Raw genomic sequence first — 14,978 nt, forward strand, 5'->3', positions numbered from 1 at the left:
CCGTGAAGAGCTGCGTCGGCTCCACCTGGTGCCGCTACGGTGTGGGCGATTCGGTCGGCCTGGCGGTCGAGCTGGAGAACCGCTACAAGGGCCTGCGCGCGCCGCACAAGATCAAGTTCGGCGTCTCGGGCTGCACGCGCGAATGCGCCGAGGCGCAGGGCAAGGACGTCGGCGTCATCGCCACCGAGAAGGGCTGGAACCTCTATGTCTGCGGCAACGGCGGCATGAAGCCGCGCCATGCCGAGCTGATCGCCAGCGACCTGAACCGCGAGCAGCTGGTCCGCCTGATCGACCGCTTCCTGATGTTCTACGTGCGCACCGCCGACCGGCTGCAGCGCACCAGCACCTGGCGCGACAACCTCGAAGGCGGGCTGGACTACCTGAAGGGCGTGCTGATCGAAGACACGCTGGGCCTGTGCGCCGAGCTGGAGGCGCAGATGCAGCAGGTCGTCGACACCTACCAGTGCGAGTGGAAGACCGCGGTCACCAACCCGGCAGTGCGCCAGCGCTTCCGCAGCTTCGTCAACAGCGACAAGCCCGACGAGCACATCGTCTTCGTGCAGGAACGCGGCCAGATCCGCCCGGCCCGGCCCGAAGAACGCGCGGCCGACGCCACCCCTGCCTGATCGTCTCCCACACGAGCACCGCACCGACCATGAGCCCCAACCCACCCACCGTCTTCACCCCCGTCTGCCACGTCGACGACATCGTGCCGGACACCGGCGTCGCCGCGCGCGTGCAGGGCCGCCATGTCGCGGTGTTCCGCGTCGGTGCCGACGATTTCCACGCCATCGACAACGTCGATCCGAAGTCCGGCGCCAGCGTGCTGTCGCGTGGCCTGGTCGGCAACCTCGGCGAGCGCATCGTCGTGGCGTCGCCGCTGTACAAGCACCACTTCGACCTGCGCACCGGCGAGTGCCTGGAGGCGCCCGAGCACTCGGTGCGCGCCCACGCGGTGCATGTCGACGACGGCCGGGTGCTGGTCGCGCTGGCCTGAGCCCCGGTCGCGCCAGCCGGTCGCGCCAGCCGGCCGCTGCCTGGCAGCCGCTGACTTCGCGCGCTAGGACATCGCCGCACCGCGCGCCAGCAGGGCCGCGAAACCGGCCGCATCGAGGTTGGCGCCGCAGACGACCAGCGCGACGCGCCGGCCCGCCAGCCGCTCACGCAAGGGGCCGAACAGCGCCGCGGTGGCGGCCGCGCCGGCCGGCTCCACCGCCAGCTTCATGTCGCGGAACAGCCAGTGCAGCGCCTGGCACATCGCGTCATCGCTGACGCGCACGATCTCGTCGACGAAGCGCCGGCACACGCCGTAGCTGTAGGCCAGCGCGTAGGGCGCGCCCAGGCTGTCGGCGATGGTGTCGACCCGATCGAGCTGCATCACCTGGCCGGCGGCGAAGCTGCGGAACATCGCATCGGCGCCGAAGGGCTCGACGCCGTAGACCGCGCAGCGCGGGTTGATCTGCTTCACCGCTGCGGCGATGCCGGCCACCAGCCCGCCACCGCCCACCGGCACCACCACCGCGTCGAGCCCCGGTACCTGGTCCATCAGCTCCAGGCCGACGGTGCCGGTGCCCAGCGCCGTCAGCGGCCCGTCGAACGGGTGGATCATCGCGCGGCCCTCGTCGGCGGCCAGCTGCTGCGCGGCGGCGAAGGCCTCGTGCACGGTGTCGAACAGCAGCAGCTCGGCACCGGCCGCGCGGCAGGCGGCCATGCGCGCCGGGCTGGCATGGCGCGGCATCGCCAGCTTCGCGCTGGTGCCGGCGGCGCGCGCCGCATGCGCCACGGCCATTGCATGGTTGCCGGCGCTGGCCGCCACCACGCCGCGCCGGCGGCCGGCTTCGTCGAGCGCGCCGATCGCCGTCAACGCGCCGCGCAGCTTGAAGCTGCCGGTGCGCTGGAACAGCTCCAGCTTCAGCCACAGCTCGCCGCCCGGCGGCAGCGTTTCGGCAATGCCGGTCTGCCAGCGCCAGACCGGCGTTTCGAGCACGCGGCCGCGCAAGGCCTGCGCATTGGCGCGCAGTTCGGCGAGCAGCGGAAAGGGCACGGCGGTGGACGCAACGGCGTCCGCGGGACAAGCGGTACTCACGAGGGATTTCCTTCGGCGTTCGAGGTGTCGGACGGGCCGCCCGCAGCGGACGGCCAGGCAGCTCAGGGATCGCTGGGCACCGGCGCCACGCGCCGCAGCTCAACGACCCTGCCGAATTCGAATCAGGCCACCACAGCCTGTCGCGACTGTGCGGCGGCCGCCCACGGCCACCCAGGCCGCAAAGCGGCAGGGCATCAGGCGGTGGCGGGCGTGGCGCATCGGGGAGCGGATGGTCGCACAGGCGCCCCGGGTGCTGTCAAGCCAGCGCCGGGCGCGGCACCAGGCAGGTCGGGTCGAGCTCGGCACAGCTGCGCAGGCCCAGCAGCGCCAGGTTGCGATCGACCTCGTCACGCAGCAGCCCGATCGCATGCGCCACACCGGCCTCGCCGCCGATCGCCGCGGCGTAGGTGAACGGCCGGCCCAGCAGCACCATGCGCGCGCCCAGCGCCAGCGCCTTCAGCACGTCGCTGCCGCGGCGGACGCCGCCGTCCAGCAGCACCGGCATGCCGCGCACCGCTGCCACGATCTCCGGCAGCACGCGCAAGGGCGCCACCGCGCCATCGAGCTGCCGTCCGCCATGGTTCGACACGATCACCGCATCGGCACCCAGCTCGCGCGCCTGCACCGCGTCGGCCGCGGCCAGGATGCCCTTGATGACCAGCGACCCCGGCCAGCGCCGCCGGATGTGCCGCAGGTGGCTCCAGTCGAGGTGGTCGCGCCCGGCGAAGTCGCGCAGCACGCGCGCCGAGAGGATCGGCGCACCGCGCTCGGCGAACGAGTTCTCGAAGTGCGGCATGCCGCGCGTCAGCAGCGTGCGCGCGAAGGTGCCGCACAGCCAGCGCGGCCGCATCAGCCCGTCCCAGGCCAGGCGCCAGGAAGGGCGCAGCGGCGTCGAGAAGCCGTTGCGCACGTTGTTCTCGCGGTTGCCCGCCACCGGCAGGTCGGCCGTCACCACCAGCGTGCGGAAGCCGGCGGCCCGCACCCGGTCGAGCAGCGCGTCGATGCGCGGCAGGTCGCCCGGCAGGTAGGCCTGGAACCAGGTGTCCGGCGCGGCCGCGATCACCTCTTCCATCGGCGTCAGCGAAGAGCCGCTCAGCACCATCGGAATGCCGGCCGCGTGGGCGGCGCGGGCCTGCGCCACGTCGCCCCGGTAGGCGGCCAGCGCGGTCAGGCCCACCGGCGCAATGCCGAAGGGGCTGGCATGCCAGCGGCCGAACAGCGCCACCCGCTGCTGCCGATCGGCCACGCCGGCCAGCACGCGCGGCCGGAACGCGTAGTCGTCGAAGGCCGCCCGGTTGTCGTGCAGCGACCGGTTGTCCTCCGCCGCGCCAGCGACGAAGCCGTACACCGGCCGCGGCAGGTGGCGCCGTGCCGCGGCGTCGAAGTCGGCCAGCGCCAGCAGCGGGCGCAGGCGCCGCGGCAGGGTCGAGCGGCCCGGGTTCAGGTAGCCGCCGGCGCGCGAGAAGGTGGAAGCAGGGCTGTGCATCGGCCGCACTCTAGCCAGCACCCTGCGCGCGGGAAAGCGAAATTTCTGCGTCGATTCATGATGCCAAAATCGAACAGACCGATGGCCCGGCCGGTGGCCGCTGCACGATGACCCTGAAGCAACTCGAAGCCTTCTACTGGGCCGCCAACTGCGCCAGCTTCGCCGTGGCCGCCCAGCGGCTGCACCTGTCGGTGTCCTCGCTGTCCAAGCGCATCGCCGAGCTGGAACAGTCGCTGGGCCAGACCCTGTTCGACCGCAGCGGGCAACGCGCCGCGCTCACCGCCGTGGGCGCCGAGCTGCTGCCGCGCGCCGGCGCGCTGCTGGACCAGGCCGCCAGCCTGCGCGCCGAGCTCGGCCGGCGCCCGGCGCTGCGCGGCACCTGCCGCTTCGGTGTCGGCGAGCTCACCGCGTCGACGTGGCTGCCGGCGCTGGTCGCCCGCCTGCAGGCCGCCCACCCCGCGCTGCACCCGGCGCCCAGCGTCGACATCGGCGCCGTGCTGGAACAGCAGGTGGCCGCCGGCGAGCTCGATTTCGCCATCGTCGCCGGCCGTTCGCTGCACGGCAGCGTGGCCTCGCGCCCGCTGGGCGAGGCGCACTTCAGCTGGTGCTGCGCGCCGGTGCGCAGCGGCCGCAAGCGCACGCTGAGCCCGCAGCTGCTGGCCCAGGGGCCGCTGGTCACGCTGCCGGCCGGCGCGGGCACGACCCGGCTGCTTGACGACTTCCTCGCGGCGTCCGGCCTGGACAGCGGCCCGCGCATCACCTGCAACCAGTGGAGCGCGGTGGCCGGTCTGCTGGCCGAGGGCGTGGGCATCGGCTTCCTGCCCGAGGCCTGGGCCCGCGCACTGGAGCAGCGCGGCACCTTGCGCCGGCTGGCCTCGACCCCGCCGCTGGGCACGCTGGGCTATGCCTTCCTGCACCGGCGCGACGACCACCGGCCGCTGATCCAGACGATGTCCGACCTGTGCGCGGCGACCGCCGACTTCTCGCGCGGCCACCTGCTGGGCTGACCCCGCCCGGGCGGCTCAGCCCGCCAGCGCCTGCGCCAGGTCCTGCTGCAGGTCGGCCAGCGCCTCGATGCCCAGCGACAGCCGCACCAGCCCGTCGGCAATGCCCATCTCGGCGCGGCGCTCGGGCCCCATCTCCCAGAAGATGGTGTGGGCCACCGGGATGGCCAGCGTGCGGTTGTCCGACAGGTGGCTGGAGAGGATGATCACGCGCAGCCGGTCCAGCACGGCCAGCACGTCGTGCCCGGGCTTGAGCTCGAAGCTGAGCAGCCCGCCGAAGCGGCCGCCGAACAGCGCCTTCGCGCGCGCATGCTGCGGGTGGCTGGCCAGGCCCGGGTAGTGCACCCGCGCCACCTGCGGCTGCTGCTCGAGCCATTGCGCCACTGCCAGCGCGTTCGCGTTGGTGGCGCCGATGCGCAGGTCCAGGGTCTCGGCGCCGCTGGCGATGCGGTGCGCATCCTCGGCGCGCAGCGTGGCGCCAAAATCGCGCAGCCCCTTCTTGCGGATCTGCTGCAGGCCCCAGCCGGCCGGATCGCCGACCCGGTAGGCCGGCGCGATGTGCGGGTAGTGCTGCCACGCGAACAGGCCGGTGTCGCACACCGCGCCGCCCATCACGTCGCCATGGCCACCGATGCCCTTGGCCAGCGAGTGCACGACCAGCGAAGCGCCCACCGTGCGCGGCTGGAACAGCACCGGCGTCGTCATCGTGTTGTCGACCACGTACAGCAGGCCGCGCTCGCGGCACAGCGCGCCGATGCCTGCGAGATCGGCCACCAGGGTGCCGGGGTTCGAGATGGTCTCGGCGAACACCATGCGCGTGTTCGGCCGCAGTGCCGCGGCCACGGCCGCGGCGTCGGTGGCATCGACGAAGCTGAACTCGAGGCCCAGCCCTGCCAGCGTGCCGAACATGCTACTGGTGTTGCCGAACAGGTAGCGGCTGGCCACCACATGGTCGCCGGCCTTCAGCAGGGTCAGCATCACCGCGCCGATGGCGGCCATGCCGGTGGCGAACACCGCCGCCGCGCGCGCGCCTTCCAGCATCGCCAGCTTGGCTTCCAGCGCCTGGCCGGTGGGATTGCCCTGGCGCGCGTACACATGGCCGGGCTGGCGCCCCTGGAACACCGCCACCAGTGAAGCGGTGTCGGGATAGCCGAAGGTCGCGGCCGGGTGCATCGCCTTGTGCAGCGCGCCGTGTTCGCTGCCGCCGCGGCGGTCGGCATGCAGCAGCCGGGTGAGGATGGATTCGGTGGAATGGGGATCGGCACTCATCCGCGCATTGTCGCGTGGCGGCGGCCGGCGCCATCCCTAGACCGAGGCCGCGCCGTTCACACCCGGTTGCACGGCCGCTCCTTTCAGCCGTCATCGCCCATGCCATAGTGCTCGCCTTCGCAGCTCGGGAGTCCCGGTTCATGCCCCAACTCAGCGGCCCGGTCTGGGTCCAGCGCTTTCCCACCAGCAGCAGCATTGCCGACCTCGCGCCGGCCTTCGCCACCGCCGTGAGCAACTTCACCGGCGCCCTGCGCGCGGGCGGGGCCGGCGTCACGGTCTCGGCCACGCTGCGCCCGCCCGAGCGGGCCTACCTGATGCACTACGCCTGGCGCATCGGCCGCGAGAACCTGGCCGCCGAAGACGCGCCGGCGATGGCCGGCGTCGACATCGACTGGGTGCACCGCGACCGCCGCGGCCGGCCCGACGCCACCGCGTCGCGCTCGGCAGCGCTGGGCATGGTGGGGCTCTACAACATCGTGTACCGTCCGGCCCTGAGTTCGCGCCACACCGAGGGCCGGGCCATCGACATGACGATCAGCAACTACAGCGGCAAGACCTTCGCCGATGCCGACGGCAGCGCCACCCGCGTGCGCACCGCCGCCGAGCTGCACGCGCTGGGCGAGACCTTCGGCGTCATCAAGCTCGCGTCCGACCCGCCGCACTGGTCCGATGACGGCCATTGACGCAGTGGCACAACGCCTGACACCGCGGCTGCTGGCCTGCGCGCTGGCCCTGCTGGCGCAGGCCGCACGGGCCGGCGACGACGCCACCGCGCCGTGGTACGGCCTGGCCGACCTGCCCCGGCCCGGCCGCGCGGTGCAGCTGTACGCGCCGGCCGCGGCGTCCGCCCCGGCCGCGCTGGCCTTCGTGCAGCTGGCGCCGCTGGGCACCGGGCCGGCCACCGTGCGTTGCTGCCTGCGCCCGCAGGGCCGCGCGCAAACGGCTGACGAGGCACGCGCCTCGCTGCTGGGCACCGACGACAACCCGCCACCCGCGCTGCAGCAGCGCGGCGCCCGCGCGCCGGCCGGCTGGCGCGGCCCGGCCCTGGCGCTGGCCTTCGCCGGCCGCGATGCGCAGGTGGACACGCTGTCGCCGCAGGCCTTGGTCATCCGCTGGCCCGGGCGTGCGCTGCAGCTGAAGGTCACGCAATGCCTCAGCCGCGAGGGCGTGCACGTGCGGGTCACGCCGCAAGGCGGGGCGCCGCTGCCGGAGCGGCACTACTACGTCGCGCTGGGCATGGACGTCGACCCCGACTGCCCGGCCGACATCATGAACCCCGCGGCGCGCCGCTGACGCCGATAACGCCTGGCCGCGTCTTTCCGGCGCTAGCGGCCGGCCAGCACCTTGGCCACCGCCGGCGCGCGCAGCCGGTGCGCTTCCGGCAGGCCGGTGCCCACCAGCGGGCGCAGGTACTGCACGAAGGCCTCGGTCACGTCGGTGCCGCTGTCGCTGATGAAGCGGTCCTCCATCACCCGCGTCTTGCCGGCCACCGCGGCCAGCGGCTGCAGCTCGTAGCTCACCGCGTACTGGCCGACGCGGTGGATCGCCACCGAGCCGTCGCGGTCGCCCCACATCGCCCACTGCACCGCCTTCTCGCCGACTTCGCGCGCCTCGCGCTGGTCGACGTCGCTGACGCAGCCGACGAAGCTGCGCTGCACGTAGCCGAAGGTGTCGCCGCGCACGCGCTTGATGCCCAGCCTGTCCTTGATCTGCTCGCACAGCAGGTCGGCCAGCGCCCCGGTGCCCGAGAGCTGCACGTTGCCGTGCGCGTCGCGCTCCACCTGGCCGGCCAGCTGCGACGCGATCGCCTCGCCGCTGGCGTCGTGGATGCCCTCGGACACCGCGATCACGCAGCGGCCATGGCGCTGGTGCACGGCCTTCACGTCGGCCAGGAAACGCTCCATCGAGAAGTCGCGCTCGGGCAGGTAGACCAGGTGCGGCCCGTCGTCCGGGAACTTGCGCGCCAGCACCGAGGCGGCGGTCAGGAAGCCGGCGTGGCGGCCCATCACCACCGCGACGTACACGCCCGGCAGCGCGGCGTTGTCCAGGTTGGCGCCGGCAAAGGCCTGGGCCACGAAGCGGGCGGCCGACGGGAAGCCCGGCGTGTGGTCGTTGCCGACCAGGTCGTTGTCGATGGTCTTGGGGATGTGCATGCAGCGCAGCGGGTAGCCCACCCGCGCCGCCTCCTCGGCGACGATGCGCACGGTGTCCGACGAATCGTTGCCGCCGATGTAGAAGAACTGGCCGATGCCATGCGCCTTCAGCGAGGCGAAGATGCGCTGGCAGTAGGCCAGGTCGGGCTTGTCGCGCGTGGAGCCCAGCGCCGAGGCCGGCGTCAGCGCCACCTGCTCGAGGTTGTGGGTGCTCTCCTGCGTCAGGTCGACGAACTCCTCGTCGACGATGCCGCGCACGCCGTGGCGCGCGCCGTAGACCCGCTCGATGCCGGCATGGCGCCGCGCTTCCAGCGCCACGCCGACCAGCGACTGGTTGATCACCGCCGTGGGGCCGCCGCCCTGGGCGACCAGGATCTTGCCGGGCCTGCTGCTGCTCATGGTGCGCGCTGCTCCTCGAACGCGGCACCGGCATGGCGCCGCACAGCCGATAGCGTAGCGCCTGCAGGCCGGCCCGGTGCCGGCGCTGATGCATCATTGGGTCCACCGGCGCCAACGCCCGGGTGCCGAGGAGGACCGATGGCAGCGAGCTTCATCCCCGCATCAGCGCTGATGCGCGCCACCGGGCGGGCCGCCCTGGCGCTGCTGCTGGCCGCCGGGGTCGTCGGGCAGGCCCTGGCCCAGGCCGCCGCGCCGCAGCAGTTGCGCATCGTCGGCGGGCTGGCCGGCCTGAACCAGTACACGCGCCACGAGGAGCCGTTCTGGACCACCGAGCTGCGCAAGCTCAGCGGCGGCCAGCTCAGCGCCGAGATCGTGCCCTTCGACCGCGCCGGCATCCGCGGGCAGGAGATGCTGCAGCTGATGAAGCTGGGCGTGGTGCCCTTCGGCACCGCGCTGGTCAGCCAGAGCGCGGTGGCCGAGCCGCTGCTGGCCGCGCCCGACCTGGCCGGCCTGAATCCCGACATCGCCAGCCTGCGCAAGTCCATCGCCGCCTACCGGCCGCAGCTGGAGAAGACGCTGCGCGAGCAGCACGGCATCGAGCTGCTGGCGGTCTACACCTACCCGGCGCAGGTGCTGTTCTGCAAGAAGGCCTTCAGCGGCCTGGGGGACCTGGCCCGGCGCCGCATCCGCGTGGCCAGCCCGCCGCAGGCCGACTGGGTCGAGGCCCTGGGCGGCGTGGCCGTCAGCGTGGGCTTTGCCGGCATCGTCGACGCCTTCCGCGCCGGCAACATCGATTGCGCGATCACCGGCACGATGTCCGGCAACACCATCGGGCTGCACGAGCTCACCAGCCACATCCACCCGATGGCGGTGAGCTGGGGCATCGCGCTGTTCGGCGCCAACCAGGCGACCTGGAAGGCGCTGAAGCCCGAATTCCGCAGCCTGATCAGCCGCGAACTGCCCCGGCTCGAGCAGGCCATCTGGGCCGAGTCCGAACGCGAGACCGGCGAAGGCCTGGCCTGCAACACCGGCGCGGCCGGCTGCAGCAGCGGCCGGCGCGGCCACATGACCGAGGTCAAGCCCAGCGCCGAGGACGACCGGCGCCGGCGCCAGATCGTCGCGGACACGGTACTGCCGCGCTGGGTGCAGCGCTGCGGCCCGCAATGTGCCGAGGTCTGGAACCAGACGCTGGGCCCGCAGCTGGGCCTGCCGGCGCCGCCGCGCTGAACCGCGCTCCCCGCGCACGGCCCCGACGCTTCCCCATGCCGCGCTTCCACCGCATCCTGTGGGCCAGCACCGCCGCGCTGTCGCTGGCGGTGGCCGCCGCCGCGGTCGCGCTGGTGCTGTTCGAGCGCGACCAGGCGCTGCACGAGGGCGAGGCGCGTGCGCTGCACTTCGTCACCGCGGCCGAGGCCGCCATCAACCGCAGCTTCGTCGCGGTGGACGTGCTGCTGGCCGGCGTCGGCGACGTGGTGGCCGACGCCCGCCGCGCCGACGGCACGCTCGAGCGCAGCGCCATCGAGCGCCAGCTGGTGCGGCTGAACCAGCAGACCCTGGGCGTGCGCGACCTGGCGCTGCTGGACGAGCAGGGCCACGTGCTGGCGGCCGCCGAGGAGGCCAGCCGCCGGCTCGGCCTGCGCCTGCCGCCCGGCCTGCTGCAACAGGTGCTGGCGCTGCCCGCGCCGGCGCTGGTGATCAGCGCGCCGGTCGTCAACTTCGCCAATGCCGAGCGTGCGCTGTACTTCGCCCGGCCGCTGACGCTGGCCGGAGAGCGCCGCGCCATCGTGGTGGCGGAGGTGCCGGTGCCGCTGGTCGAGGCGATGCTGCCGCAGACCGTGGGCCTGTCCGGCCTGCAGGCCACGCTGGAGCGCGACGACGGCGTGCTGCTGGCCAGCACCCCGTCCAGCGAGGAATTCAGCGGCCGCGCGCTGCCACGCCCGCTGGACGCCGCGGCCATGCAGGGCATCCCGATGCGCGGCCCCTCGCGGCTGGACGGCTCGCCGGCCATCCTGGTGGCACGGCCCATCATCTACCGCCAGGTCCGGGTGGTGGCCAGCCTGCCGCTGTCGGTGGTGCTGGCAGACTGGCCGCGCAACAGCGGGGTGATCGGCGGCATCGCGCTGCTGTTCATCGCCACCCTGGTCGGGGCCGCGTCCTTTGCGCATTGGGACGTGCTGCGCCTGAACCGCATCCGTGCCGAACTCGCCGCCTCGAAGACGGTGATCGAACAGGCGCTGGGCTCGATGCACGACGGCTTCCTGCTGCTCGACCGCCATGACCAGGTGGTGGTCTGGAACCAGCACTACATCGACCTGTTCCCGTGGCTCGCCGACGTGATGCGCCCGGGCCTGAGCGCGCGGCAGCTGGCCGAGCACGCCTTCGACGCGCTGGCGCCCGACGCGCCGCCGGCGCAGCGCGACGAGTGGGTCGCGCGCCGGCTGCGCAATGCGCGCGAGGGCAGCGGCATCCACGCGCAGACCCTGCCCGACGGCCGCATCGTCCACACCATCGAGCGCCGCACGCCCGATGGCGGCATCGTCAGCGTGTTCCGCGACATCACCGCCGCCGAGCGCGAGCTGCAGCAGGTGAAGGAGGCGGCCGAGGCCGCCAGCAAGGCCAAGTCCGCGTTCCTCGCGGCGATGAGCCACGAGATCCGCACCCCGCTGAACGCCGTGCTGGGCATGAACGGCCTGCTGCTGGCCAGCCCGCTCAATGCCGAGCAGCGCCAGCATGCCGAGCTGATCCGCAGTTCGGGCCAGAACCTGCTGGCCATCATCAACGACATCCTCGACCTGTCGAAGATCGAGGCCGGCCGCATGCAGCTGGAGATCGTCGACTTCCCGTTGCGCGACACCATCGAGGAGGTGATCGCGCTGCTGCGGGTGCGGGCCGAGGCCAAGGGCCTGGGCCTGAACCTGGCGCTGCCACCGGACCTGCCGGCCGTGGTGCGAGGCGACCCCAGCCGGCTGCGCCAGGTGCTGTTCAACCTGGTGGGCAACGGGCTGAAGTTCACCGAGACCGGCAGTGTCGATGTCGAGCTCGCACACCGCCCGGTCGAAGCCGGCCTGCACGAGCTGCGCATCACCATCATCGACTCCGGCATCGGCATCCCGCCCGAGGTGCTGCCCCGGCTGTTCGAGCGCTTCAGCCAGGCCGACAGCTCCACCGCGCGGCGCTACGGCGGCACCGGCCTGGGCCTGGCGATCAGCCGCGAGATCGTCGAGCTGATGCACGGCCGCATCGAGGTGCTCAGCACGCCCGGCGCCGGCAGCCGTTTCATCGTCACGCTGCGCATGGCCGCCGCGCGCGAGGCAGCCCAGGCGCCGGCGCCGGCCCAGGCCGTGATGCCGCCGCCCGCGGCCCGGCCGCTGCGCATCCTGGTGGCCGAGGACAACGGCGTGAACCAGATCCTGATCAAGGCCATGCTCGACCAGCAGGGCCACTTCAGCGACATCGTCGCCGACGGCATCGAGGTGCTGCGCCAGGTGCAGGCCGCGCAGTACGACCTGGTGCTGATGGACATCCAGATGCCCGAGATGGACGGCCAAGCCGCCGCCCAGGCCATCCGCGCGCTGCCCGGCCCGCTGGGCCGGCTGCCGATCATCGCGATGACCGCCAACGCGATGGCCGAGGAGCGCGAGGCCTACCTCGCCGCCGGCATGAACGAGCACGTCACCAAGCCGATCAACCCGCACCTGCTGGCCGAGGCCATCGCGCGCGCCTGCCCCCAGCCGGCGCACGCCTGAGGCGTTCGCGCGTCAGGCGCGCAGCGCCTGCTCGATGTCTTCCAGCGTGCGGCCGGTGGTTTCCACGCCGCCGCGCCACAGCCAGACTGCGGAGCCCAGCATCGGCACTGCCAGCAGCACGGCCGACAGCACGAACTGGTCGAAGAAGCCGAACACCGCCAGCGCGGCCCCGAGGATGCCGCCGGCCTTCGAGCTGGCCGCGACCACGCCCGAGCCGCTGCCGCGCAGGTGCACCGGGTAGATCTCGGCGGCGTACGGAATCAGCATCGCGATCACGCCGCTGACGGCGATCAGCAGCGCCGCGGTGGCCAGCGTGGTCGCGGCCGTGGACTGCAGCCCGGCCGAGGCCAGCGCCGCGAACAGCAGCAGCACCAGCCCGGTCAGCGCGACGAACAATGCCAGCGCCCGCACGCTGCTCCAGCGCTGGTACAGCCAGACCACCAGCGCAATGCCCGGCAGCGCCAGCACCGACGAACGCGCCAGCAGCGCGCTGGCCGCCGCCGCATCGAGCCCCAGCGACCGCAGGTTGCTCGGCAGCCACAGCAGGAAGCCGAAGTTCACCAGGCCCCAGCCGATGCCGCACACCAGCAGCGCGCCGGTCAGCCGCGCCAGCGGGCCGGCGCTGAGCTGCCGCAAGCCGGCCACCGGGTGGCGCTCGTCATCGATCTCGGGCGGGCCCGGGTGCAGTGCGTCGTCCGGCTGCAGCGCACCGGCCTGCGGCCCGGCAAAGCGCCGCAGCGTGGCCCGGGCCTCGGCCAGCCGGCCCGTGGCGGCCAGGAAGCGGGGCGATTCGGGGATGAAGCGGTTCAGCACGATGATCAGCGCGCCCGTCGGCAGGCCCAGCAGCCACAGCACGCGCCAGCTGAACAGCGGCTCCAGCCAGGCCGCGGCACCGGCGGCCAGCAGGTAGCCGGCCGAGGTGCCCACGCCGCCCAGCGCCACCAGCAGCCAGCCGCGGTGCCGCGCGGGCACCGCCTCGGCCATCAGCGTGAAGGTGATCGGCAGCAGCCCGCCGGCCGAGGCCCCCATCAGGAAGCACATCGCCAGGTTCCATTCGAAGGTGGGCATCGCGCCGCAGATGGCGGTGCCGATGAACATCAGCGCCGACAGCAGGATCGCCGCGCGCCGCCCGAAGCGGTCGGCCATGCGGCCCCAGGCCACCGAGCCGACCGTGGTGCCCACCAGCGCAAACAGCGCCAGCAGCCCGGCGCGGCTGCGCGGCAGGCCGTATTCCTGGCCCAGGCCCGGCATCACGAAGCCCAGCGTGGCCGGCTTCATCACGTCCACCGCCAGCGTCACCACCAGCACCAGCACCAGCTGCAGGTGGGCCCGGTTCAGGCGCTGGCCGTCGGCCACGTGCAGGGGCAGGCCCGCCGCGCCGGCCGGCGGCGGCGGCGGCATCAGGCCCCAGCCGGCCAGCAGCAGGCCCAGCGGGATCAGGGCCATGCCGACCCACATCTCCCAGCTCATCGGCATGCCCACCATCTGCCAGTGCGTGTGGCGGCCCATCCAGAACATCGGCCCGTGCGACAGCACGCCCAGCAGGATCAGCGTGCAGCCGGACCAGAAGGTGGCCGGGCGGTGGAACAGGGAGCGGGCGTGATCCGACATGGGCAGGGGCGCGGCCGAGGAGCGGCGATTCTAGGCAGAGGGGGTCCCCACGCCGCCCTCGGCAAACCCCCGGCACGGCCGCTCTACACTCGTCTGCAAGATGGCCGCCGACACCTGGCTCACCTTCGCCGCCGATGCCCAGCCACGCCGCCTGCAGCTGCACGGCGCCTGGCGCCTGGCGCAGCTGCCGGCGATCGAGGCCGCACTGGCGCAGGCGCTGGCCCAGCCGCCCGCCGGGCCGCTGATCGTCGACGGCAGCGCGCTCACCGAACTCGACAGTGCCGCCGCGCTGGTGCTGCTGCGCGCGCTGGGCGCGGGCGCGGGCGAGGGCCTGCAGTGGCAGGGCTTCGCACCGGCGCAGGCCCGCATCCTGGCGCCGCTGCGCAGCCGGCCGCTGCCCACGCTGCCCGCGCCGCCGCGGCGCCTGCACGCCGTGGCGCTGCTGGGCCGGCAGGCCGTCGAGGTCGTCACGCTGCTGCTGGGCCACCTGAACTTCCTGGGCCACCTGCTGGCCGCCTTCGCCGAGCTGCTGCTCGCGCCGCGCCGGCTGCGGCGGCGCGAGCTGGTCGTACAGCTGGAACAGACCGGGCTCGCCGCGATTCCGGTCGTCGCGCTGGTCAGCGCCTTGATCGGGCTGGTGTTCACCTACCTGCTCGGGCTGCAGGCCGAGAAGTACGGCGCCAACATCTTCGTCGTCGACGGCGTGGGCATCGGCGCCACGCGCGAGCTGGTGCCGATCATGGTGGCCGTCATCGTCGCCGGCCGCTCGGGCGCCGCCTTCGCCGCGCAGCTGGGCGCGATGCGCCTGGCCGAGGAAATCGACGCCATTCGCACGCTGGGCCTGGCGCCACAGCAGGTGCTGGTGGTGCCGCGCGTGCTGGCGCTGATGCTGATGCTGCCACTGCTGGTGTTCGTCGGCGACGTGGCCGCGCTGGGCGGCTCGATCGCCATCGCGCGGCCGATGCTGGACCTGAGCAGCGGCGCCTTCCTGGCCCGGCTGCGCGAGGCGCTGGACCTGCGCCACGTGATCATCGGCCTGGTCAAGGCGCCGGTGTTCGCGCTGGCCATCGCGGTGATCGGCACCCGCATGGGCATGACCGTGGGCCGCGACACCCGCGCGGTGGGCCTGGCCACCACCTCCACCGTGGTGCAGGCCATCGTCGCGGTGATCCTGATCGACGCGGCCGCCGCGGTGCTGCTGCAGGCGCTGGACTGGTAGGCCGC

Annotated in this window: 12 protein-coding genes and 1 pseudogene; 8 read left to right on the plus strand and 5 right to left on the minus strand. The window is 73.4% G+C overall.

The window, feature by feature from the left end; genetic code table 11:
- Together ACILR4_RS23545 and nirD are read left to right on the plus strand one after the other, a co-directional pair.
- A pseudogene (locus ACILR4_RS23545) lies at positions 1 to 626 on the plus strand (nitrite reductase (NAD(P)H)); the annotation flags it as partial.
- Between the two features lie 29 nt (positions 627 to 655).
- Positions 656 to 997 (plus strand): nitrite reductase small subunit NirD, encoded by a 342-nt coding sequence (gene nirD, locus ACILR4_RS23550; protein ID WP_395703326.1) that lies wholly within the window; start codon positions 656 to 658, stop codon positions 995 to 997.
- Between the two features lie 63 nt (positions 998 to 1,060).
- Here the strand turns inward: nirD and ACILR4_RS23555 are convergent, their stop codons facing one another.
- Together ACILR4_RS23555 and ACILR4_RS23560 are read right to left on the minus strand one after the other, a co-directional pair.
- Positions 1,061 to 2,086, minus strand: a complete 1,026-nt coding sequence (locus ACILR4_RS23555; RefSeq protein WP_395703327.1) for a pyridoxal-phosphate dependent enzyme — start codon at positions 2,084 to 2,086, stop codon at positions 1,061 to 1,063.
- Positions 2,087 to 2,342: 256 nt separating this feature from the next.
- Positions 2,343 to 3,572: an alpha-hydroxy acid oxidase gene (locus ACILR4_RS23560; protein ID WP_395703328.1), complete on the minus strand. Its 1,230-nt coding sequence runs from the start codon at positions 3,570 to 3,572 to the stop codon at positions 2,343 to 2,345.
- A gap of 107 nt (positions 3,573 to 3,679) precedes the next feature.
- Here ACILR4_RS23560 and ACILR4_RS23565 point away from each other — a divergent pair, with 107 nt between their 5' ends.
- On the plus strand, positions 3,680 to 4,579 hold the full coding sequence (locus ACILR4_RS23565) for a LysR family transcriptional regulator (protein ID WP_395703329.1): 900 nt from the start codon (positions 3,680 to 3,682) through the stop codon (positions 4,577 to 4,579).
- Positions 4,580 to 4,594: 15 nt separating this feature from the next.
- Here ACILR4_RS23565 and ACILR4_RS23570 read toward each other — a convergent pair whose 3' ends face one another.
- The gene (locus ACILR4_RS23570) at positions 4,595 to 5,845 is read right to left on the minus strand and encodes a cystathionine gamma-synthase family protein (RefSeq protein WP_395703330.1); all 1,251 of its coding nucleotides are present in this window, start codon (positions 5,843 to 5,845) and stop codon (positions 4,595 to 4,597) included.
- Positions 5,846 to 5,985: 140 nt separating this feature from the next.
- On the opposite strand from ACILR4_RS23570, the gene ACILR4_RS23575 reads away from it, so the two are divergent.
- Entirely contained in the window at positions 5,986 to 6,528 is a 543-nt protein-coding gene (locus tag ACILR4_RS23575; protein WP_395703331.1) for a hypothetical protein, read from the plus strand.
- Positions 6,515 to 7,138, plus strand: a complete 624-nt coding sequence (locus ACILR4_RS23580) for a hypothetical protein (RefSeq protein ID WP_395703332.1) — start codon at positions 6,515 to 6,517, stop codon at positions 7,136 to 7,138. Before ACILR4_RS23575 ends, ACILR4_RS23580 begins: the two co-directional genes overlap by 14 nt.
- A gap of 32 nt (positions 7,139 to 7,170) precedes the next feature.
- Here ACILR4_RS23580 and ACILR4_RS23585 read toward each other — a convergent pair whose 3' ends face one another.
- The gene (locus ACILR4_RS23585; protein WP_395703333.1) at positions 7,171 to 8,397 is read right to left on the minus strand and encodes a 6-phosphofructokinase; all 1,227 of its coding nucleotides are present in this window, start codon (positions 8,395 to 8,397) and stop codon (positions 7,171 to 7,173) included.
- Positions 8,398 to 8,535: 138 nt separating this feature from the next.
- On the opposite strand from ACILR4_RS23585, the gene ACILR4_RS23590 reads away from it, so the two are divergent.
- Both ACILR4_RS23590 and ACILR4_RS23595 read left to right on the plus strand, forming a co-directional pair.
- Positions 8,536 to 9,624, plus strand: a complete 1,089-nt coding sequence (locus ACILR4_RS23590) for a TRAP transporter substrate-binding protein (protein WP_395703334.1) — start codon at positions 8,536 to 8,538, stop codon at positions 9,622 to 9,624.
- A gap of 35 nt (positions 9,625 to 9,659) precedes the next feature.
- The gene (locus tag ACILR4_RS23595; protein ID WP_395703335.1) at positions 9,660 to 12,143 is read left to right on the plus strand and encodes an ATP-binding protein; all 2,484 of its coding nucleotides are present in this window, start codon (positions 9,660 to 9,662) and stop codon (positions 12,141 to 12,143) included.
- A 12-nt stretch (positions 12,144 to 12,155) separates the two neighbouring features.
- Here the strand turns inward: ACILR4_RS23595 and ACILR4_RS23600 are convergent, their stop codons facing one another.
- Positions 12,156 to 13,754, minus strand: coding sequence for an MFS transporter (locus tag ACILR4_RS23600; RefSeq protein ID WP_395703336.1), 1,599 nt, complete (start codon positions 13,752 to 13,754; stop codon positions 12,156 to 12,158).
- A 100-nt stretch (positions 13,755 to 13,854) separates the two neighbouring features.
- Between ACILR4_RS23600 and ACILR4_RS23605 the strand changes: the two genes are divergently transcribed.
- Entirely contained in the window at positions 13,855 to 14,973 is a 1,119-nt protein-coding gene (locus ACILR4_RS23605; RefSeq protein WP_395703337.1) for an MlaE family ABC transporter permease, read from the plus strand.
- Positions 14,974 to 14,978 lie beyond the last annotated feature (5 nt).

This window comes from Aquabacterium sp. (assembly GCF_044226965.1).
GTDB lineage: Bacteria > Pseudomonadota > Gammaproteobacteria > Burkholderiales > Burkholderiaceae_C > Pseudaquabacterium.